Source organism: Pectobacterium versatile (genome assembly GCF_003932035.1).
GTDB lineage: Bacteria > Pseudomonadota > Gammaproteobacteria > Enterobacterales > Enterobacteriaceae > Pectobacterium > Pectobacterium versatile.
Window position 1 is genome coordinate 4,481,298 of the sequence record NZ_CP034276.1, and the last position, 18,933, is coordinate 4,500,230.

Consider the following 18,933-nt stretch of genomic DNA (forward strand, 5'->3'; position numbering starts at 1 on the left):
ATTACGTATTTCTACTTTCGTTCCTGAACGGAGTATGTAGTCCTCTCATCACAAAAACAGTTCTGTTCAGCAGAACAATAAGCAAGCAGTTTGGAGTCACTTGTGGAAGACGTTACTTTCTGGCAGCTCATCAGTTTTGGTGAACATGGCTGGGGGAAATTATTACTAATCGGGGCAGGAATGACGCTCGCACTGGCGATCGGCGGCTTCCTGCTGGGGGCGGTGATCGGCACGATCGGTGCCTGGTCAAAAATTTGCGGCAATCGCCCCGTGCGCTATCTGGCTGACGGCTACACCACCCTCATCCGTGGCGTCCCCGACCTACTCATCATCTACCTGCTGTATTTCGGCGGCAGCTCTGCGTTAACCCTGCTCGCCAAACTGTTTGGCAGCAATGAGTTCTTTGGCTTTCCTGGCTTCCTCGCAGGGGTAATCGCCGTCGGCATTTCCTCCGGCGCGCAGCAGACGGAAGTCTATCGCGGCGCGTTCTACGCCGTCTCCAAAGGGGAAATTGAGGCCGCCAAAGCCTGCGGTATGCCAACGTTACTGCGTCTGCGCCGCATCATCGTACCGCTCCTGCTGCGCCACGCGATCCCCCCACTCGGCAACGTGTGGCAGTTGGTGTTGAAAACCTCCGCACTGGTTTCCGTTACCGGCGTCGCTGAACTATTGACGCAGGCGCAAACTGGCGCAGGCTCTACTGGCAAACCGTTTGATTTCTTCATGGCGGCCGCGCTGCTGTATCTGGCTATTTCAATCTGTTCCGGCTGGATTATGCGCCGTGCTGAGTCTCATTATTCCCGGGGTGTGAAACGCTGATGGATTTTCCTTTTCTGTACGAAACGTTTCTGGAGATTATTCCCGGTATTCCGTTAACCCTGCAACTGGCGGTCAGCTCGGTCTTTCTGGGCTTCTTTCTGGCGCTAGGCTTGGCGTTGATGCAGCTGTCATCCCTTGCCGTCCTGCGCTCCATTGCCCGAACCTACGTGCTGTTTTTCCGCGGTACGCCGCTGCTGGTTCAGCTGTTCCTGATTTACTACGGGCTGGGGCAATTCCCTTGGGTTCGGGAAAGTATGCTTTGGCCATTCCTGCGGGAGCCGCACTGGTGCGCCCTGCTGTCGCTCAGCCTGTGTACCGGTGCCTATGCCAGTGAAATTATCCGTGGCGGATTGCAGTCCGTTCCGGTGGGCCAGATCGAATCTGCACGCGCCTGCGGCATGCCGTCGTTCATGATTTTCAAGCGTATCGTTTTTCCGCTGGCAATCCGTCAGGCGCTTCCCGCTTACGGTAATGAGCTGATCTCGATGGTCAAGTCGACCTCGCTGGCTTCCATCATCACGCTGATGGAAATCACTGGGATCGCTGCACGCCTCATCGCGGAAACTTACCGAGCGCTTGAAGTGTTCCTGGTCGCCGGTGCTATTTATCTGTTTATTAACCTTATTCTGACACGTTTACTGATGTGGACAGAATTTACGCTTACCCCTCATCTCCGTGCGCCGGGTGCGCAACCGGCAGCGAAAAAAATTAAGAAATTAGGAGATCTGCAATGACGACACCCGCCATTAGCCTGCGCAACATTCATAAAAGCTTCGGCTCTCTGGACGTCCTGAAAGGGATTTCGATTGAGGCCAATCAGGGGGAAGTCATCTCAATTCTGGGATCGTCCGGTTCAGGTAAATCGACGCTGCTGCGCTGTAGCAACCTGCTTGAGCTTCCCGATCAGGGCGAGATTATCGTCGGCGGAGAAGCAATTGAAATGAAGCCGAACCGCAAAGGGCAGAACCGCCCGTCGAACCTCAAACAGATCGACAGAATTCGCACTCAGTTGGGCATGGTGTTCCAGAATTTTAACCTCTGGTCACACAAGACTGTGCTAGAAAACATCATCGAAGCGCCCGTGCACGTCTTAAAGCGTCCACAGGCGGAGTGCGTAGAGCACGCCGAACAGCTGTTAGAGAAAGTCGGTCTGGCGGATAAGCGTCACTACTATCCTGCGCATTTGTCCGGTGGACAGCAGCAGCGCGCCGCGATTGCCCGTGCGCTCGCGATGGAACCGAAAGTGATGTTGTTTGATGAGCCAACCTCCGCGCTCGACCCAGAGCTGGTCGGCGAAGTGCTGCGCGTCATGCGCACGCTGGCGGACGAAGGGATGACCATGCTGGTCGTGACTCACGAAATGGATTTTGCCCGCGAAGTCTCCAACCGCATCGTCTTCCTCCATCAGGGGGAAATTGAAGAACAGGGAACGCCGGAACACGTTTTCACAGCCAGCCAGTCGGCTCGCTTCCGGCAATTTATTGCCAGTTGGTAAACACAACCCCACAGATTTCGTACACAGGTATAAACATCAACCTGAGGTAAGAAAATAATGGGAATCATAATTTTATAATAGACATACCCTAAATAATTCAAGTTGCGTGAAGGCGGCAACCGCGCGAGTCCCCAGGAGCTTACAAAAGTAAGTGACTGGGGTGAGTAAGGACAGCCAACGCACAAGCAGCTTGAAGTATGACGGGTATGAAATGCCGGGAGAAAAAATAATATGATCAAATCAAAACTCACACTGCTCGCCTGCTCGCTGTGTATGGCAGGAACGCTGGCTGCCTCATTCACTGCCTCAGCAGAAGAGAAAAAATGGACGACCGTCCGCATCGCGACCGAAGGCGCTTACCACCCGTATAACTTCACCAAACCAGACGGTACGCTGGATGGCATGGAGATCGAGCTGTACAAAGTGCTGTGTAACAACATGCAGGTGAAATGCGAGATCATGGTTCAACCCTTCGCCAGCGCTATTCCTGCGCTGAACGCGGGTAAATATGATGCGATCATCGCAGGTATGTCCGCTACGGCAAAACGCCGTGAGGTGATCGATTTCAGCCAGCCGTACACGCAGGCAGGGCAGACTTTCGCCGTGCTGAAATCCAGCTCACTCGCCAAAGATTTCCCAGACGCGGGCGTGCGTTTCTCCATTGAGCCTGCCGATGAAGCAAAAGCACTGGCAGAGGTTGAAAAGCTGAAACCGCTGCTGGAAGGCAAAACCATCGGCGTGCAGTCCGCCTCTATCGCCAGCGCCTTTTTGGATAAATATCTGAAAGGCGTAATGAAAGTACGCGAATATAAAACCACACAGGAACACGATCTGGATCTGAAAGCAGGCCGTGTGGATCTGGTCATCGCTTCCGCACCTTACCTGAAAAGTACAACGGACAAACCGGGCAATGACAACATCGTGATGCCAGGGCCACAGTTCATCGGCGGCATTCTGGGCAGCGGTTCTTCCGTTGGTCTGCGTAAAAGCGATCCTGAGCTGAAAGCCATGTTCGATAAGGCAATCGATCAGGCTAAACAAGACGGTACCATCAGAAAGCTGAGCGAAAAATGGTTCGGCATGGACACCACGCCGCTCTAAGCGTTACCCAATCGCTGAATCGCGTGTCATGGCTGACTGGCTGTGACACGCTCCTCGCCAACGCCATCAAAAAAATCAAACGAGCACACCACGCATGAATGCAACACACACTGAAGGAACGCTGCCGGCCGTTAATCGTCAGAACGTGGAAGAGATCTGCGATCTGATTGCCGCCAAGCGGCAGCAGTTCTGTACGCTGAGCGACGGCATCTGGGATACGCCGGAGCTGAACTATGAAGAGCATCGTTCGGCGGCACAGCACGAGGCCATCCTGAAAGCAGAAGGCTTCCGCCTGACGAAAGGCATCGCCGACATGCCGACTGCACTGCTGGGTGAATTCGGCGAAGGTCTGCCGATTATCGCCATTCTGGGTGAATACGATGCGCTGCCAGGCCTGAGCCAGCAGGCGAATGTCGCTGAACCAAAGCCGCTGGAAAACGGAGGCAACGGCCACGGCTGCGGACATAACCTGCTCGGTACCGCAGCGCTACAGGCAGCTACGGCAGTGAAAGATTATCTGCAAAAGCACGCACTGGCTGGAACCGTCCGCTTTTACGGCTGCCCTGCGGAAGAAGGTGGATCGTCCAAAGGTTTTATGGTCAAGGAAGGCGTTTTTGACGACGTTGATATCGCCCTCTGCTGGCACCCAGCGACCTTCACCGGTGTTAACAGCCCAGTATCGCTGGCCTGTAACGAACTGAATTTTCACTTTAAAGGCCGCGCTGCTCATGCAGCCAGCAGCCCACATCTGGGACGCAGCGCGCTGGATGCCGTGGAACTGATGAACGTTGGCGTGAACTACATGCGCGAACACATGCCGTCCTCTGCCCGCATCCACTATGCGATTACCGACAGCGGCGGCCACGCCCCGAACGTCGTTCAGGCCAACGCCACCGTGCGTTACCTCGTACGGGCACGTCAATTGCCGGAACTGCACCAGTTGGTCAAACGCGTGAAGAAAATTGCCGAAGGTGCGGCGCTGATGACGGAAACCGAAGTCAGCAGCGAAGTGATCAGCGGTGATGCCAATCTGCTGGCGAACCCGCCGCTGGAAGCACGTATGCACGAACATCTGCTGGCGCTCGGCCCGATACCGTTCGATGACGAAGACCGCAAAATGGCAGCGATGTTCCAGACCGCGCTGAGCGCCGAAGACATTGCCGAATCCTACGCGCGTTTCGGCGTTAAACCGCAGCCGGGTTTAACGCTGCATGACGGAATTTATCCTCTGTATAGCCCGAATGATGCTTTCATCGGTTCTACGGACGTGGGGACGGTCAGTTGGGTTGTGCCAACCGTGCAGATTCGCAGCGCCACTTACGCCATCGGCACGCCAGCGCATTCATGGCAGTTGGTCGCACAGGGGAAAACCGGGGCCGCACACAAAGGCACAGAATACGCAGCGAAAGCAATGGCCTCACTGGCTATCGATCTGCTGGCCACGCCCGAACTGATTGCACAGGCAAAAGCCGACCACCAGGAAAGGTTGCAGCAGACACCGTTTGAAAACCCGATTCCAGATGACGTGTTTGCACCTATCCCACGGGGATAAGAGGCCAATTCGCAGGGATTAGATAAGCAGTAGCAGGAAACCGTCAGGAGAGAGCCTCCTGACGGCAATTAAGGCTTACGGACGGCCAACAAAACCGATAGCGTCGTAGACTTTCTTCAGCGTTTCCTGTGCGCGAGCACTCGCTTTGTCAGCCCCTTCGCGCATGATCTGTTGCAGGAAAGCCTCATCGTTACGGTAACGGTGATAACGCTCTTGCAGCTCAGACAGCATACCGGATACGGCATCCGCCACCGCGCCTTTCAGGTGACCATACATCTGGCCGTTAAATTCCTGCTCCAGTTCAGGGATGGTTTTTCCCGTCACGCCGGACAGAATATCCAACAGGTTGGATACCCCGGCTTTATTCGCCAGGTCATAACGCACGACTGGTGGCTCATCGGAATCCGTCATCGCGCGTTTGATCTTCTTCACCACCGCTTTCGGATCTTCCAGCAGCCCGATAACGTTATTGCGGTTATCGTCAGACTTGGACATCTTCTTGGTCGGTTCCAGCAGCGACATCACGCGGGCGCCCGATTTCGGAATGAACGGCTCTGGTATTTTGAAAATATCGCCATACAGGCTGTTGAAGCGCTGACCGACGTCACGGCTCAGCTCCAGATGCTGCTTCTGATCTTCACCCACCGGCACCTGATTCGTTTGGTATAGCAGGATATCCGCCGCCATCAGCACGGGATAACTAAACAGACCGGCGTTGATGTTCTCTTCGTAACGCGCGGATTTATCCTTGAACTGCGTCATGCGGCTCAATTCGCCGAAATACGCGTAGCAGTTCAGTATCCAGCTCAGTTGGCTGTGCTCAGGCACGTGCGACTGAACAAAAATGGTGCTCTTTTTCGGATCGATGCCACAGGCCAGATACAACGCCAGCGTATCCAGCGTCGCTTTTCTCAGCGCCTGCGGATCCTGACGTACCGTGATGGCATGCAAATCCACAATGCAATAGATGCAGTCGTAATCGTCCTGCATGTTGACCCACTGACGTAACGCCCCCATGTAGTTACCAATGGTCAATTCACCAGACGGCTGCGCACCGCTAAATACAATGGGCTTGCTCATACTAAGGGTTCCTGATTGTGTGAAGAAGAATGCCCGATCAGGGGCAAAATATCGGCAAAACGATCCAGAACGACATCCGGCTGACTCAGCTCGATCGCTTCACCATAGTTATAACCATACGTCATGCCGACACTGCGGCAGCTCGCCGCCTGTGCCGCCTGAATATCATTGCGGGAATCGCCGACGAACAGGAGTTCGCTGGCACGCAGCCCCAGCTTACCGAGTACCAGATAGAGCGGCGCAGGATGTGGCTTTTTCACAATAACGTCATCGCCACCGATGATCAGCGAGAAATAGTCGCCGATCCCTAATCCTGCCAGCAACGGCGCAACGAACGGCGTGGGTTTATTGGTCACCACCGCCATCGGAACGCCCTGCTGCGCTAACTGCGCCAGCGTCTCTTTTACCTGCGGGAACAGCGTGCTGCCGCTATCCACCGTCTGCGCATAATAGCTATCGAACAGCTCGCGGGTTTCCTGCAAGCGTGCGGCAGTTGGCTCAACGCCAGCCCAGCGCAGCGCCCGTTCAACCATCACATCCGCACCGTTACCAATCCAGGTTGCGACACGGGCTTCGCCCGCAGCAGGCAACGACTGCGCCACTAAGGCCTGATCGATAGCCGCCGCCAGACCCGGAGCACTGTGAACCAGCGTCCCGTCCAAATCAAAAGCCAATCCGCGAACTGCGGTTAATTCAGTCATGTGTCGTCCTTGAAATTTCACTACGCATTTGATCAATGACGGCGCGGTAATCTGGATGACCAAAAATAGCCGAGCCCGCCACAAACATATCCGCGCCCGCTTCAGCAATCGCGCCGATATTTTCTACTTTTACGCCGCCATCGACTTCCAGTCGAATGTCGTAACCGCTGTCGTCGATCAAGCGACGAACCTGACGCAGTTTATCCAGCGTGCTGGGAATAAAGGACTGGCCGCCAAATCCAGGGTTAACCGACATCAGCAGAATGATGTCCAGCTTATCCATGACGTAATCGAGATAGCTCAGCGGCGTCGCTGGGTTAAACACCAAGCCAGCTTTGCAGCCGTGATCTTTAATCAGCTGCAATGAACGATCGAGATGATCCGTGGCTTCGGGATGAAAGGTAATGAAACTGGCACCCGCGTTGGCGAAATCCGGGATGATACGATCGACCGGTTTCACCATCAGGTGAACGTCAATCGGCGCGGTAATGCCGTAATCGCGCAGGGATTTCAGGACCAGTGGGCCAATCGTCAAATTTGGCACATAGTGGTTATCCATGACATCAAAATGGACCACATCAGCCCCGGCAGCCAACACGTTAGCGGTATCTTCACCAAGACGGGCAAAATCAGCCGACAAAATGGACGGCGCGATTAAAAACGGTTTCATTCATTTCTCCAAACGGTAAAGTCTGAATGCCTGCGGGTAACCTATTCCCGGCTAATGACGCCTCTCAGACGGCATTAACCGATTCACCGCGCTCTGTTTACCCCAAACGGTATTACCGATATAGGGCTAATAACTCGTTTACTTTACTACGCCCTAAAATATTACGGCTAATCGTTCTGCGCGCTTTAACAACATACAGCACAGCTTCCTGATACCACTCACGAGTCAGTAACGTGTCATGATTGGAAATCAGTACCGGAATCTGGCTTTCTGCTGACAAACGGCGCGCCAATTGCGCCAAACTCTGCTGGTCGGCACGACTGAAATTATTGGTGTGATAGGCCGTAAAATTCGCGGTCGCAGACAGCGGCGCATAAGGCGGATCGCAATAAATGACCGACCCTTTCTCTGCTTTTTCCAGCGTGTCCTGATAATGCTCACAGACGAAAGTGGCATTTTTCGCTTTGAAGGCGAACCAGCGAATTTCTTCTTCAGGAAAATAGGGCTTCTTGTAGCGCCCGAAAGGAACATTGAATTCACCGCGCATGTTGTAACGGCACAGGCCGTTATAGCAGTGGCGATTCAAATAGAGAAACAGCAGCGCGCGCCGATAGGCATCGCTGCAAAGATTAAATTCTTCACGCAGTAGATAAAACGTCTCTGACGTGTTGACCTCATCCGTAAAAAGTTTACGGGCGTCGGCAACAAACTCATCTGCATTCGATTTAACGATATTGTAGAGATTAATCAGATCGCTATTAATATCAGCCAGTATGTAGCGCTCGTATTCCGTATTCAGAAATACGGAACCCGCACCAACAAAGGGCTCAATAAGACAGTCTCCTGCGGGTAAATAGCGACGAATTTCTTCTACCAGCGGATATTTACCACCAGCCCATTTTAAAAAAGCGCGGTTCTTCTTCATGCCGTCGTTAGTTACTCATACGTTTCAGAGCCGCGGATTGTACTCTGTGTCAGACAGCACATCAGGGCTAAAATTGGTGTTACTTATTCAAGTCCTGCTTCACCTGACGGATCGGCTTAACCCATGGTTTTTTCGCTTGTACCTCTGCGGGCAACGCGGCAATCGCCTGTTTCGCGTCCGCAGAAGAAGCATAGACTCCGGTCACTAACACATACCAGGATTTTCCGTCTCGTTTTGTTTCATACACCCATGAATGGGCAAGATTATGTTGTTTTGCGTAGGCTTTCAGCGTATCCGAGCGTGACGCGCTGCTCAGTTGCAGCGTAAAACTGCTGGCAGGCGCATTCTGTACGGAGACGTTCTGTCCAGCCGCCGCAGGAGCTGCTTTTGCGGTAGCCGCAGGTTTGCTTGCTACTGGCGCTTTTGGCGCACTGTTCGCAGCAGGCTTAGCGTTGCTAGCGTGTGCAGGCGTCGTATTATGCGTATTCTTAGCGGATGAGGTCGCCGGCGTTTTCCCCGTTGGAGCAACCGTCGCAGGCGCCGTTGGCAGCGTCGAGTTTCCTGCAGCACCCTGAGAGAATTCGCTAACACGCCCTTGCTGTTGCGACAGCGCATCGGTGATATTGCCCGGCAGCTCAATACGCTGCTGGCCTGCCACCGGCGGTTGAATCTGTGCATCCGTCGGCGTACCGGAAATCGGTGGAGCACTTAATGTCTGAGGCGACGTCGGCGTTTGAGAAGACGCCTGCCCTAGCATTTGACCATGACTGGCCTCGCCGGAAACGGCCGCAGGGCTTTCACTCGGTGAGGAAGGCTGCGCGCTCTGGGTCATTGCGGACGAGGAAGAGAGATCGATATTTCGCTCGCCACCCGCCTGATTCTGCGTCTGTGACGTTTGTGGCTGAGAAGGTGCTTGCAAAGCCGATCCAATACCTACGATCAGCAACACCAGCACCACGATCCCGATGCCAATCATCAGGTGCTGTCTGGAAAGCGCGATCTTAGGTACCGCGAAGTTGCTGCTTTTCTGCTGACGAGTAGGTCGACGGTCACTGGTATCAGGCTTCAGCTCATCTTCCGGCTTGAACTCATCCATTTAACATCTCCCCACTAAAAAGCTCGAATTCGCCACGCGGTCGCCAAGGCGAATCATTGAATCGTAACGCATTGTATTTTATTAACCATAACCCATCAGGGCGTGTCTGTCGTTAATACTTATCTTTCATAACGGATAGTCTTTCATAACGGATTGTCTTTCATCACCCGATAGCATTACGCATCAGGCAAGACAATCAGCTATCGAAGCCAACACCATGTCATGCGCGACGCCACCACGGACTTCTGATTGACCAATCGCCGTTGGCAGCACCAAGCGTAATTCACCCGCCAGTACTTTCTTGTCACGCATCATATGAGGAAGATAGGATTCAGGTGTCATTTGCGTCGGGCCGTTTACCGGCAGGCCAGCGCGGATCAGCAAAGACTTGACTCGCTCGACATCCTCAACAGAGAACTGCCCGAGACGACGTGCCGTATGTGCCGCCATCACCATGCCAGCCGCAACCGCTTCGCCGTGAAGCCAGTTACCGTAGCCCATTTCTGCTTCAATGGCATGCCCGTAAGTATGGCCCAAGTTGAGCAACGCACGCATACCACTTTCACGTTCATCTGCTGCAACCACCGCCGCTTTAATCTCGCAGCAGCGACGAATGCAGTAAGCCAGCGCGTCATGCTGTAGCGCACGCACGGCTTCAATGTTTTCTTCGAGCCAAAGAAAGAAATCGCGATCCAGAATAATGCCGTACTTGATGACTTCCGCCAGCCCGGATGACAATTCCCGTGCCGGTAAAGATTTCAGGCAGTCCAGATCGATCACGACCGATACGGGCTGGTAGAACGCCCCGATCATATTTTTACCCAATGGGTGATTGACGGCGGTTTTACCACCGACGGAAGAATCTACCTGCGATAACAGCGTTGTCGGCACCTGGATAAACCGGACGCCACGCTGATAACTGGCCGCGGCAAAACCGGCTAAATCGCCGATAACACCGCCACCCAAGGCAACAATCGTCGTATCACGACCATGCGGTTTCGCCAACAGCGCGGTAAAAACCTGATCCAATACGGTCAACGATTTGTGCTGCTCGCCGTCAGGTAAAATAACCTGATCAACATGCACGCCACTGTTTTCCAACACACCACGAACGCGGTCAAGGTACAGAGGAGCCAACGTCTGGTTCGTCACCAGCATGGCCTGCTCCCCCGCTTTCAACGGCATAAAAGAAGCCGAATCATCAAATAATCCAGCGGCTATCGTAATGGGGTAACTACGTTCCCCTAGTGTTACGGTAATTCTTTCCATGCGCGTTAAACAACCCGTTCAGGATCCGCTCAATGCGGATAAGGTATGCTCTTAGTTACTTTCCAGCATATTGATAATCTGGTTAGCAACGACCTTGGCACTTTGCTCGTCAGTCCGAATGGTAACGTCAGCGATTTCTTCATAAAGCGGGTTCCGCTCTTTCGCCAACGCTTCCAATACTTCACGTGGAGGGGTTTCAACCTGAAGTAACGGACGTTTCTTATCACGCTGCGTGCGGGCCAGCTGTTTCTCGATTGTCGTTTCCAAATAAACGACAACGCCGCGCGCGGAAAGACGATTGCGCGTCTCACGTGATTTGACTGAGCCACCGCCTGTCGCCAGTACGATGCCTTGCTTTTCCGTCAATTCATTAATGACTTTCTCTTCACGATCGCGGAAGCCTTCTTCGCCTTCCACATCGAATACCCAGCCCACATCAGCCCCAGTGCGTCGCTCAATTTCTTGATCGGAGTCGAAAAACTCCATATTGAGTTGCTGAGCTAATTGACGGCCAATAGTGCTTTTGCCGGCACCCATAGGCCCAACCAGAAAGATATTGCGTTTCTCTGCCATGTTTTTTGGTATTACTAAGACAATTCGTTAATGATAACCCGCCCCGCCAATCAACCCAGCGGCGGGACCTAAACTGAAACCTCATGAGCGATAGTGCGAGAATCAGACAAAAAATTATCTCAAGACTCAGGGTAGTTTGGCAACCGAATAAAATGTCACACCGACCACAGGTGGTCAATGTAGTATGTTTTATCGACATTTTCGGTGGAACAACACTTCAGTGCTCAATTCGCTAACCCTTGTAAGCTAAATCCGCCGCAGCGTCAAACTCATAAGCGACGAACGTGACAAAATATTGCGCCCAATCCGAAAAAAAAACACCGTATAACATCAGAGCCTGCCTGGGTTTACTCACGATGACGCGGGTATCAGCGTCGGCGTAATGAAAATGACCAATTCTCGTCGCGTATGCTGCTGAGTATGGTTTCTGAACAGATGACCAAATACAGGAACCTCACCCAATATTGGCACCTGTCTGTCGCTGTTCTTTTTTTGCTGCTGGAAAATGCCGCCTAAAACGATAGTTTCTCCATCAGCGACCGTCACCTGGGTTTGGATTTCCTGTTTGTCGATCGCTAACGCTTCACCATTATCACCCTGCTTGATCGTCTGCCCCGGCATGTTTTGGCTGATTTTCAGGTTCAGCGTAATCCGCCCGGCACGCAGAATGTCCGGCGTAACTTCCATCCCTAATACCGCTTCTTTGAACTCGATAGACGTCGATCCGCTGGCACCGCTGGAAACCTGATACGGAATTTCCGTGCCTTGTTTAATACTGGCGGTCTGCTGGTGTGCAGTAAACAAGCGAGGGCTGGCGATAATCTCGACCTGACTTTCCTGTTCCAGCGCCATTAACTCCAGATCCAGCAGGCGGCCATTCAGTCGCGCCAAATGGAACCCGGCATTGATCGCTGGCGTATCCACAGGCAGGCCAACGTTAAAATTATTCAGCCTGAGCGCCTTGTTCGCCGCGTCCCCTTCTCCCAGTCCCCAGTTTACGCCCAACGCTTGCAGGTGCTCGCTGCTGATAGTGACGATATGCGCCGCCAGTTGTACCTGTGCTAAGGGCAGATCAAGTTCCTTCACCCACGGTTCGAGCTGTGCCAGAGCCTCTTCCGTATCGCGAATCAATAAAGTATTCGTCCGTTTATCCACGGTTACGCTGCCACGTGTAGACAGCAGTGTCCCACGTTGAGCCAGAACACTGGCCGCCACTTCCGTTGCATCAGCATACTGCAACGCCACAGAAAGGTTGTGCAGCGGCAATTTCTGCGCCTGCTCCGCTACACGCTCGTCTCGTTCCTTCTGCAAGGACTCCAGGTGATCGGCAGGGAAAACCATCAGTACGTTGCCGTTACGCTCGACGCTGAGCTTCCCCATGCGTAAAACAATATCCAGTGCCTGCTGCCAGGGAATATCTGCCAGCCTCAGGCTCAGATTCCCCGTCACGCCCGGTGCGATCACCACATTGAGCTGCTGGTGATCCGCTAACGCCTGTAGCACCCGAGGTATCGGTGAGTCTTCAAACGCCATCGATACCGAACTTTCCGCACTGGCCTGAAACGGCGCGGCGAGAAGAAGTAGCCAGCTCCACGCCACTACCCGACATAACATCCTCATATTCATAACCTTCCTTGTTATCGAGATATGCTGTTGCCAGCGTTGTTTTCAAAGAACGATTGTCCAAAGACTGCGTTCAAAATACGTGTCGTCAGGCAGACTTCACTTATTCCACTGACTTATTGATAAACGGAGAAACCAGCAGCAGGCTATCTGGCAGGCCATCACAGCCTGCCTCACGCGCTGTCGGGACAAGTTTGGCCCCTGATTGATCCAAATGGCTGACTAGCCAGTACCCTGGGGGAACCGTTTCGCCACTTGTCAGCTTGATCCAACCAACCTCCGGCTGTGCTAGCCAACCAATCCAGCGATCGCCAGAGCCAATCACGCCTTTTAGCTGCCACGGTGACAATGTCGCGGAGGGCAGACAACGCGTAGTAGCCAGAGGCTGAAAAGGGTCGATGCGTTCTGCGAGCGTTTCTGCCTGCACGCTATGGGATACGAAGAGCAACATCAAGGCGATACGGATCGAGATATGACTCATGGCATTCCCTCCGGCCTGATTAGCGACAGCTCAACCTGTAACCGTGGTATTTCTGACGACGACTCCGTTGGAACGGCCTCAGGCTTTACGGTCAGTTGCGTTATTCGCAGTACATAAGGTAACTCCGCCAGCGCACGAAGCACCTGCAACACGCCCGTGTAATTCGCGCTAAATGCCAATTGCCAACGTTCCTGATGAGATGCCCCCGCGTGAGGCTGAGCGGGCTGCCAGGATAGAAGCGAAGCCCCTGCCTGCGACAGAGGCTCGACGATAAGCTGTGCCAGCCTGTCAGGCTGAAAGGGATCGTTTTGCGCGGTTTTCTCCGCTAATTGCTCGCGTAGCACCGACAGTAACGGCATCGCATCGAGCTTTTGCTGGACGTTCTGTCTATCCAGACGCGCCTCAACGGTTTGCTTTTCTATGCCAATCACGGCCCTGCGAACTTCACCAATGAGGAACCAACCAGATAGCAGCCCGGCAGCGGCGACAAACGCCAATTGAAGCGCCAACTGCTGCCAGAGCGGTTTATTCACTAGCCCAGGCTGATTCAGTACGACGTCAGTCAAAACCGATGGATTAATCATGGCCTTCCTCCCGCAGGGAAGCGCCGGTATCGCGCCAATTGGCCTGAAAGGAAAAGCGCAGCCCGGTATTCGCTCCGCGCTCTCGGGACGTCTGCAGCAGCTGTACGCGTTCGACGGAAGCATGGCGTAATAACGCGTGCTGTAACGTAATGATGTCGTGATAGTTTTCACTCACGCCGGAAAGCAGCAGATGCGGGCCACGGTCGGCGATTTCCGTCAGCCACAGACGCGCGGGCATCATGCCAGCAAGCTGATCGAGCAGGTGGAGGCTACGACGATTGTCATGCCGGACCATCACCTCGGCGCGTTCTTGCGCCTGATAGCGGCGTAGTGTTTCCCGCGCCTGATGCGTTTGCTGATACAACGCCGCCAGTTGCTGTTGCTGGGCCAGCGCTACATTGAGCTCATCCTGCGCACGTTGCTGTCTGTGCTGCCAAAACAGATAGCTCGCGGCGATAAGGCATAGCATCAACCCCGTCTGTAGCCACAGCAGCCCTAACCAACGACGTGCCCGCTGGCGCATCTGGGTTTTGCGCCAGGGTAAAAGATTAATCAGCAGCATAGTCAGACATCCTCAGGACGCAATGCCAACCCACCCGCGATCGCAAAAGCCGAAGGGAAACTCGGCAGAGGCGGCTGCATGTGATGAAACACCGTTAACGGCGACCACGTCTGGAATGCATCGGTCTGCTGGCTGGGTAAATCAGGCGAGACGCTAGAGTAATAGGCTGTGCCATCGACATCATGCTGATAGCGAGTGCTTACAACCGATAAGATATCCGTCTCGTTATTCAGCTCATCAAGGTGTATCACGCCTGAGTGAAAGGCGTGGTTCAACGGAGAGACCCACAGCCAGCCATCCAACAGGCGATGCAGCAACAGACGGTTAGCGTCAAGCCCAGCTCGCTGCGCCATCGCTCGAAGCGCACAGGTTGAGATCTCAAGCACATCGGGGTGCAGCCCTGCGTTATTCAGGCATGCCAGCCATTTATCGATCTCCTGTCGGCGTGCGGCGGTCACCAGCAGCGCCCCCTGCCTCTGCGGGTCTTCCCGATAGTCTATTGCCAGCGATTCGCTGCTGATCGGTAGCTTACGCGCCGCCATGGTTTCGATGTAGAGGCTACGCTCTGGCTCCTGTAGACGCCGGTCAGGCAGCGGTAAATGCTGCTGTAAAATCAGTTGAGCAGGGAACCCCACCCGTAGCGAAATGTGTCCGGGCAGTAAACGACTCCATGTTCGCAAGGCCTCACAAAGCGCCTCAGTATGGTGTAGACTACCCGAGCGCAACGTATCGTCTGGTAGTGGATATTGCCACCAGTGACGAAGCTGCCAACCATCGCGGCGGCGTTGAACCGCCAGCGCGCGCATGAAGCCGTTTTGTATATCTACTCCAACCTGCCAGATGTGATAAGCCATGTTCAACCCGATTTCCTTATCCAATAAACATATCCACAGTGCTGGCTTACCTTTATACTAGCGCCCGATTGTTTATAAACTGTCCAAACGCTACTGAATGGAAAATCCCAGGTGAAGTTCGTAAAGTATCTATTCATCCTTGCAGTCTCTTGCATTCTGCTGGGAGCTGCCTCGATATATGGTTTGTACCGTTATATCGAACCCCAACTGCCCGATGTCACCGCGCTGAAAGACGTTCGGCTGCAAACGCCTATGCAGGTCTACAGTGCCGATGGCGAACTGATCGCTCAGTTTGGTGAAAAGCGCCGTATCCCGCTCAAGCTGGACCAAATTCCCCCTGAATTGGTACACGCTTTTATCGCGACCGAAGATAGCCGCTTCTATGATCACCACGGTGTCGATCCCGTCGGGATCATCCGTGCTGCATCCATCGCGCTCACATCGGGTCATGCCTCTCAAGGGGCAAGTACCATTACGCAACAGCTCGCCAGGAACTTCTTCCTGAGCCCAGAGCGCACCTTGATTCGTAAGATCAAGGAAGTGTTTCTGGCTATCCGTATTGAGCAGTTGCTGACCAAGGATGAAATCCTTGAGCTCTATCTGAACAAGATTTACCTCGGCTATCGCGCCTATGGCGTTGGTGCGTCGGCACAGGTGTACTTTGGCCGACCTGTTGACCAGTTGACGCTAAGCGAAATGGCGATGATCGCCGGTCTGCCGAAGGCGCCATCGACGTTCAACCCGCTCTATTCCTACGACCGTGCCGTTGCCCGTCGCAACGTCGTCCTTGCGCGTATGAAGGATGAAAACTACATCACACAGTCACAATACGATGCGGCACGTAACGAAAAACTGGTCGCGAATTACCACGCGCCGGATATTTCGTTCTCCGCACCGTATGTCGCAGAAATGGCACGACAGGAGATGGTCAAACGCTACGGCGAAGATGCTTATAACGACGGTTATAAGGTCTACACGACAGTCACCAAAAAATTGCAAACCGCCGCACAGGATGCGCTGCGTAATAACATCCTCGCCTATGACATGCGCCACGGTTACCGCGGCCCGAGCAAAGTGCTATGGAAAGTAGGCGAAGGCGTCTGGGATCAGGCGAAGATGATTGCTGCCCTGAAAGCGTTGCCAGTCTACGGCCCGCTATCTCCAGCCATCGTCACCAGCACCACGGCGGACAACGCGATTGCGATCCTCTCTGACGGCAGCAGTATTGCCCTGCCGATGGCGGGTATGCGCTGGGCACGCGCATACCGCTCCGATACGCAGCAAGGGCCAACGCCGAAACGCGTCACAGACGTGGTACAGGCAGGCCAGCAGGTCTGGGTACGTAAAGTGAACGATGATTGGTGGCTGGCACAGGTGCCGGACGTCAACTCCGCGATTGTCTCGCTTAACCCGAAAAACGGTGCGATAGAAGCACTGGTTGGCGGTTTTGACTTCAACCAAAGCAAATTCAACCGTGCGACGCAGGCACTGCGCCAGATTGGTTCCAACATCAAACCTTTCCTGTACACCGCTGCGATGGACAAAGGTTTAACGCTGGCAACGATTCTGAACGACGTACCGATCACCCGTTGGGATGCTGGTGCAGGATCTGACTGGCGGCCGAAAAACTCACCGGCAACCTACGATGGTCCGATCCGTTTGCGTCAGGGTCTGGGTCAATCCAAAAACGTGGTGATGGTACGTGCTATGCGTGCGATGGGCGTGGACTATGCGGCGGAGTACCTGCAACGCTTTGGTTTCCCGGCGCAGAATATCGTTCATACCGAATCGCTGGCGCTGGGTGCCGCCTCGTTTACGCCGCTACAGGTCGTACGTGGTTATGCCGTCATGGCAAACGGCGGCTATCTGGTCGATCCCTATCTGATTAGCAAGATAGAGAACGAAGTAAGCGGGACGGTCTTTACCGCGACGCCAAAAGTGGTCTGCGATACCTGTAATCTACCGCTCGTCTACGGTGAAACACCGCGTTCTCCAGTGTTAGCGACCACTAACGTTGAAGACGTTGCCACATCAAACGAAGCACCACCGTTAGGCTTGCCGCAGCCCGAGTTGGAGCCCGTCACACCAGAGGCCGCACAGCAAAACGCCGCACAACCTTATGCACCGCACGTGATCAACACGCCGTTGGCATTCCTGATTAAAGACGCGCTGAACAGCAACGTCTTTGGCGAACCGGGCTGGATGGGGACGGGTTGGCGTGCGGGCCGTGAGTTGAAACGTCGTGATATCGGCGGTAAAACCGGTACAACGAACAGTTCCAAAGACGCCTGGTTCTCCGGTTATGGCCCGAATCTGGTGACGTCGGTCTGGATTGGCTTCGACGATCACCGTCGCGATCTGGGTGCCAGCAGTGCATCTGGCGTTATCAAAGATCAGATCTCCGGCTATGAAGGCGGTGCGAAATCAGCGCAACCTGCGTGGGATGATTTCATGAAAGCCGCGCTGGATGGCGTACCGGAACAACCGCTGACGCCGCCGCCAGGCATCGTCAGTGTGGTCATTGACCGCAGCAGCGGCAAGCTGTCTAACGGTGGCGGGAACAGCCGTTCCGAATACTTCATTGATGGAACGCAGCCAAAAGAATACGAAGTGCATGAAGTCGGCACCACGCTGATGGATAACGGACAAAGCGAAGAATTATTCTAGCCAGCATTCGATAGCATCAGACAAAGCAAAGAAGGCGCGGGAAACTGCGCCTTCTTTTTTGCTATGTTGGTTTATTAAAAACAGGTTGGTTTATTAAATATTAGCGGGGTGTACGACGCAGCCAGTCGTGGGCCAGAAACAGCGCACTGACGTTACGTGCTTCGCGGAAGTCAGGTTCTTGCAGCAGCGACATCATGTTATCTACCGGCCAGCGGACTTGCGGCATCGGTTCCGGCTCATCGCCTTCCAGGCTCTGCGGATACAGCCCGCGAGCCACCACGATATTCATCGTGCTGGAAAAATAGGACGGCGCCATCGTTAAGGTCGCCAGTAATTCCAGCTTTTCCGCGCCAAAGCCGACTTCTTCCATCAGTTCGCGGTTAGCGGCTTCAAAGACCGTTTCGCCGGGATCGATCAGCCCTTTGGGAAAGCCCAGTTCGTATTCCTCAATGCCGACGGCGTATTCACGGATCAACAGCAGTTCATCATCAATGATCGGGACAACCATCACCGCCTGTCGGCCGCTTGAACGCATCCGTTCATAAACCCGACGAACCCCGTTGCTAAATTCAAGATCGACGGATTCCACATTGAACAAGCGCGAACGCGCTATCGTTTCCACCTTGAGGATTTTAGGTTTTTTCAGGTTATGACTCATTGATGCCCCCCAGAGAGTTACGACCAGAACGGCACCTTAGCCCAACGTGCATGAGAGACGGCGTTTAACGCAACCTGAACATGGCATGCTGTTGAATAAGAAGAGATCGTAAATATTCTTTTTTGATTCTGTTCACATTGTGCGTTAACAGTCACCTTCGCTGCAACTATCGTGACGATGAATTTACGTGTGGGCAACATCAAGAATACATCCTGTATGAGAA

At 53.8% G+C, this 18,933-nt stretch carries 19 protein-coding genes; 6 read left to right on the plus strand and 13 right to left on the minus strand.

Going from position 1 to position 18,933, the window contains the following annotated elements:
* Positions 1-102: 102 nt before the first annotated feature.
* From EIP93_RS20325 to EIP93_RS20345, 5 genes are all read left to right on the plus strand, one after another.
* Positions 103-819 carry an ABC transporter permease gene (locus tag EIP93_RS20325; protein ID WP_039310593.1) on the plus strand — a complete coding sequence of 239 codons (717 nt, stop codon included), beginning with the start codon at positions 103-105 and terminating at the stop codon, positions 817-819.
* On the plus strand, positions 819-1,553 hold the full coding sequence (locus tag EIP93_RS20330; RefSeq protein WP_039310591.1) for an ABC transporter permease: 735 nt from the start codon (positions 819-821) through the stop codon (positions 1,551-1,553). Before EIP93_RS20325 ends, EIP93_RS20330 begins: the two co-directional genes overlap by 1 nt.
* The gene (locus EIP93_RS20335; RefSeq protein ID WP_010277637.1) at positions 1,550-2,314 is read left to right on the plus strand and encodes an ABC transporter ATP-binding protein; all 765 of its coding nucleotides are present in this window, start codon (positions 1,550-1,552) and stop codon (positions 2,312-2,314) included. The genes EIP93_RS20330 and EIP93_RS20335 overlap by 4 nt, the downstream gene beginning before the upstream one ends.
* Before the next feature lie 231 nt (positions 2,315-2,545).
* On the plus strand, positions 2,546-3,415 hold the full coding sequence (locus EIP93_RS20340) for a transporter substrate-binding domain-containing protein (protein ID WP_039310588.1): 870 nt from the start codon (positions 2,546-2,548) through the stop codon (positions 3,413-3,415).
* Positions 3,416-3,509: 94 nt separating this feature from the next.
* Entirely contained in the window at positions 3,510-4,967 is a 1,458-nt protein-coding gene (locus EIP93_RS20345; protein ID WP_103862638.1) for a M20 family metallopeptidase, read from the plus strand.
* Between the two features lie 75 nt (positions 4,968-5,042).
* Here EIP93_RS20345 and trpS read toward each other — a convergent pair whose 3' ends face one another.
* The 12 genes from trpS to pilM form a co-directional block, all read right to left on the minus strand.
* Positions 5,043-6,047: a tryptophan--tRNA ligase gene (trpS, locus tag EIP93_RS20350; RefSeq protein WP_039310582.1), complete on the minus strand. Its 1,005-nt coding sequence runs from the start codon at positions 6,045-6,047 to the stop codon at positions 5,043-5,045.
* Positions 6,044-6,748 carry a phosphoglycolate phosphatase gene (locus EIP93_RS20355; RefSeq protein ID WP_125233185.1) on the minus strand — a complete coding sequence of 235 codons (705 nt, stop codon included), beginning with the start codon at positions 6,746-6,748 and terminating at the stop codon, positions 6,044-6,046. The genes trpS and EIP93_RS20355 overlap by 4 nt, the downstream gene beginning before the upstream one ends.
* Positions 6,741-7,418 carry a ribulose-phosphate 3-epimerase gene (rpe, locus tag EIP93_RS20360; RefSeq protein ID WP_010297113.1) on the minus strand — a complete coding sequence of 226 codons (678 nt, stop codon included), beginning with the start codon at positions 7,416-7,418 and terminating at the stop codon, positions 6,741-6,743. Before rpe ends, EIP93_RS20355 begins: the two co-directional genes overlap by 8 nt.
* Positions 7,419-7,530: 112 nt before the next feature.
* Positions 7,531-8,343: an adenine-specific DNA-methyltransferase gene (gene dam, locus EIP93_RS20365; RefSeq protein ID WP_103862642.1), complete on the minus strand. Its 813-nt coding sequence runs from the start codon at positions 8,341-8,343 to the stop codon at positions 7,531-7,533.
* A gap of 79 nt (positions 8,344-8,422) precedes the next feature.
* A complete protein-coding gene (locus tag EIP93_RS20370; RefSeq protein ID WP_116362180.1) occupies positions 8,423-9,439 on the minus strand; it encodes an SPOR domain-containing protein in 1,017 nt (338 codons plus the stop codon).
* Between the two features lie 183 nt (positions 9,440-9,622).
* On the minus strand, positions 9,623-10,708 hold the full coding sequence (gene aroB, locus EIP93_RS20375) for a 3-dehydroquinate synthase (protein WP_010277670.1): 1,086 nt from the start codon (positions 10,706-10,708) through the stop codon (positions 9,623-9,625).
* Between the two features lie 51 nt (positions 10,709-10,759).
* A complete protein-coding gene (gene aroK / locus EIP93_RS20380; RefSeq protein WP_005969451.1) occupies positions 10,760-11,281 on the minus strand; it encodes a shikimate kinase AroK in 522 nt (173 codons plus the stop codon).
* A 351-nt stretch (positions 11,282-11,632) separates the two neighbouring features.
* Positions 11,633-12,907, minus strand: coding sequence for a DNA uptake porin HofQ (gene hofQ / locus EIP93_RS20390; protein ID WP_119158080.1), 1,275 nt, complete (start codon positions 12,905-12,907; stop codon positions 11,633-11,635).
* A gap of 100 nt (positions 12,908-13,007) precedes the next feature.
* Positions 13,008-13,385 carry a HofP DNA utilization family protein gene (locus tag EIP93_RS20395; protein ID WP_119158079.1) on the minus strand — a complete coding sequence of 126 codons (378 nt, stop codon included), beginning with the start codon at positions 13,383-13,385 and terminating at the stop codon, positions 13,008-13,010.
* A complete protein-coding gene (locus EIP93_RS20400) occupies positions 13,382-13,969 on the minus strand; it encodes a hypothetical protein (RefSeq protein WP_119158078.1) in 588 nt (195 codons plus the stop codon). The genes EIP93_RS20395 and EIP93_RS20400 overlap by 4 nt, the downstream gene beginning before the upstream one ends.
* The gene (locus EIP93_RS20405; RefSeq protein ID WP_119158077.1) at positions 13,962-14,531 is read right to left on the minus strand and encodes a PilN domain-containing protein; all 570 of its coding nucleotides are present in this window, start codon (positions 14,529-14,531) and stop codon (positions 13,962-13,964) included. The genes EIP93_RS20400 and EIP93_RS20405 overlap by 8 nt, the downstream gene beginning before the upstream one ends.
* A 2-nt stretch (positions 14,532-14,533) precedes the next feature.
* Positions 14,534-15,385: a type IV pilus biogenesis protein PilM gene (gene pilM, locus EIP93_RS20410; RefSeq protein ID WP_119158076.1), complete on the minus strand. Its 852-nt coding sequence runs from the start codon at positions 15,383-15,385 to the stop codon at positions 14,534-14,536.
* Positions 15,386-15,496: 111 nt separating this feature from the next.
* Here pilM and mrcA point away from each other — a divergent pair, with 111 nt between their 5' ends.
* Positions 15,497-18,052, plus strand: a complete 2,556-nt coding sequence (gene mrcA, locus EIP93_RS20415) for a peptidoglycan glycosyltransferase/peptidoglycan DD-transpeptidase MrcA (protein WP_119158075.1) — start codon at positions 15,497-15,499, stop codon at positions 18,050-18,052.
* Between the two features lie 100 nt (positions 18,053-18,152).
* On the opposite strand, the gene nudE is transcribed toward mrcA, so the two are convergent.
* Positions 18,153-18,710 carry an ADP compounds hydrolase NudE gene (gene nudE / locus EIP93_RS20420; RefSeq protein WP_039474040.1) on the minus strand — a complete coding sequence of 186 codons (558 nt, stop codon included), beginning with the start codon at positions 18,708-18,710 and terminating at the stop codon, positions 18,153-18,155.
* Between the last annotated feature and the right edge of the window lie 223 nt (positions 18,711-18,933).

Excerpts from the sequence above, each read along its gene's own strand:
- pilM (WP_119158076.1), bottom strand. The coding sequence starts at position 15,385 with ATGGCTTATCACATCTGGCAGGTTGGAGTAGATATACAAAACGGCTTC.
- EIP93_RS20335 (WP_010277637.1), top strand. The coding sequence starts at position 1,550 with ATGACGACACCCGCCATTAGCCTGCGCAACATTCATAAAAGCTTCGGC.
- EIP93_RS20395 (WP_119158079.1), bottom strand. The coding sequence starts at position 13,385 with ATGAGTCATATCTCGATCCGTATCGCCTTGATGTTGCTCTTCGTATCC.
- EIP93_RS20400 (WP_119158078.1), bottom strand. The coding sequence starts at position 13,969 with ATGATTAATCCATCGGTTTTGACTGACGTCGTACTGAATCAGCCTGGG.
- rpe (WP_010297113.1), bottom strand. The coding sequence starts at position 7,418 with ATGAAACCGTTTTTAATCGCGCCGTCCATTTTGTCGGCTGATTTTGCC.
- trpS (WP_039310582.1), bottom strand. The coding sequence starts at position 6,047 with ATGAGCAAGCCCATTGTATTTAGCGGTGCGCAGCCGTCTGGTGAATTG.
- EIP93_RS20330 (WP_039310591.1), top strand. The coding sequence starts at position 819 with ATGGATTTTCCTTTTCTGTACGAAACGTTTCTGGAGATTATTCCCGGT.
- EIP93_RS20340 (WP_039310588.1), top strand. The coding sequence starts at position 2,546 with ATGATCAAATCAAAACTCACACTGCTCGCCTGCTCGCTGTGTATGGCA.
- hofQ (WP_119158080.1), bottom strand. The coding sequence starts at position 12,907 with ATGAATATGAGGATGTTATGTCGGGTAGTGGCGTGGAGCTGGCTACTT.
- EIP93_RS20345 (WP_103862638.1), top strand. The coding sequence starts at position 3,510 with ATGAATGCAACACACACTGAAGGAACGCTGCCGGCCGTTAATCGTCAG.
- aroK (WP_005969451.1), bottom strand. The coding sequence starts at position 11,281 with ATGGCAGAGAAACGCAATATCTTTCTGGTTGGGCCTATGGGTGCCGGC.
- dam (WP_103862642.1), bottom strand. The coding sequence starts at position 8,343 with ATGAAGAAGAACCGCGCTTTTTTAAAATGGGCTGGTGGTAAATATCCG.
- nudE (WP_039474040.1), bottom strand. The coding sequence starts at position 18,710 with ATGAGTCATAACCTGAAAAAACCTAAAATCCTCAAGGTGGAAACGATA.
- EIP93_RS20405 (WP_119158077.1), bottom strand. The coding sequence starts at position 14,531 with ATGCTGCTGATTAATCTTTTACCCTGGCGCAAAACCCAGATGCGCCAG.
- aroB (WP_010277670.1), bottom strand. The coding sequence starts at position 10,708 with ATGGAAAGAATTACCGTAACACTAGGGGAACGTAGTTACCCCATTACG.
- EIP93_RS20370 (WP_116362180.1), bottom strand. The coding sequence starts at position 9,439 with ATGGATGAGTTCAAGCCGGAAGATGAGCTGAAGCCTGATACCAGTGAC.
- EIP93_RS20355 (WP_125233185.1), bottom strand. The coding sequence starts at position 6,748 with ATGACTGAATTAACCGCAGTTCGCGGATTGGCTTTTGATTTGGACGGG.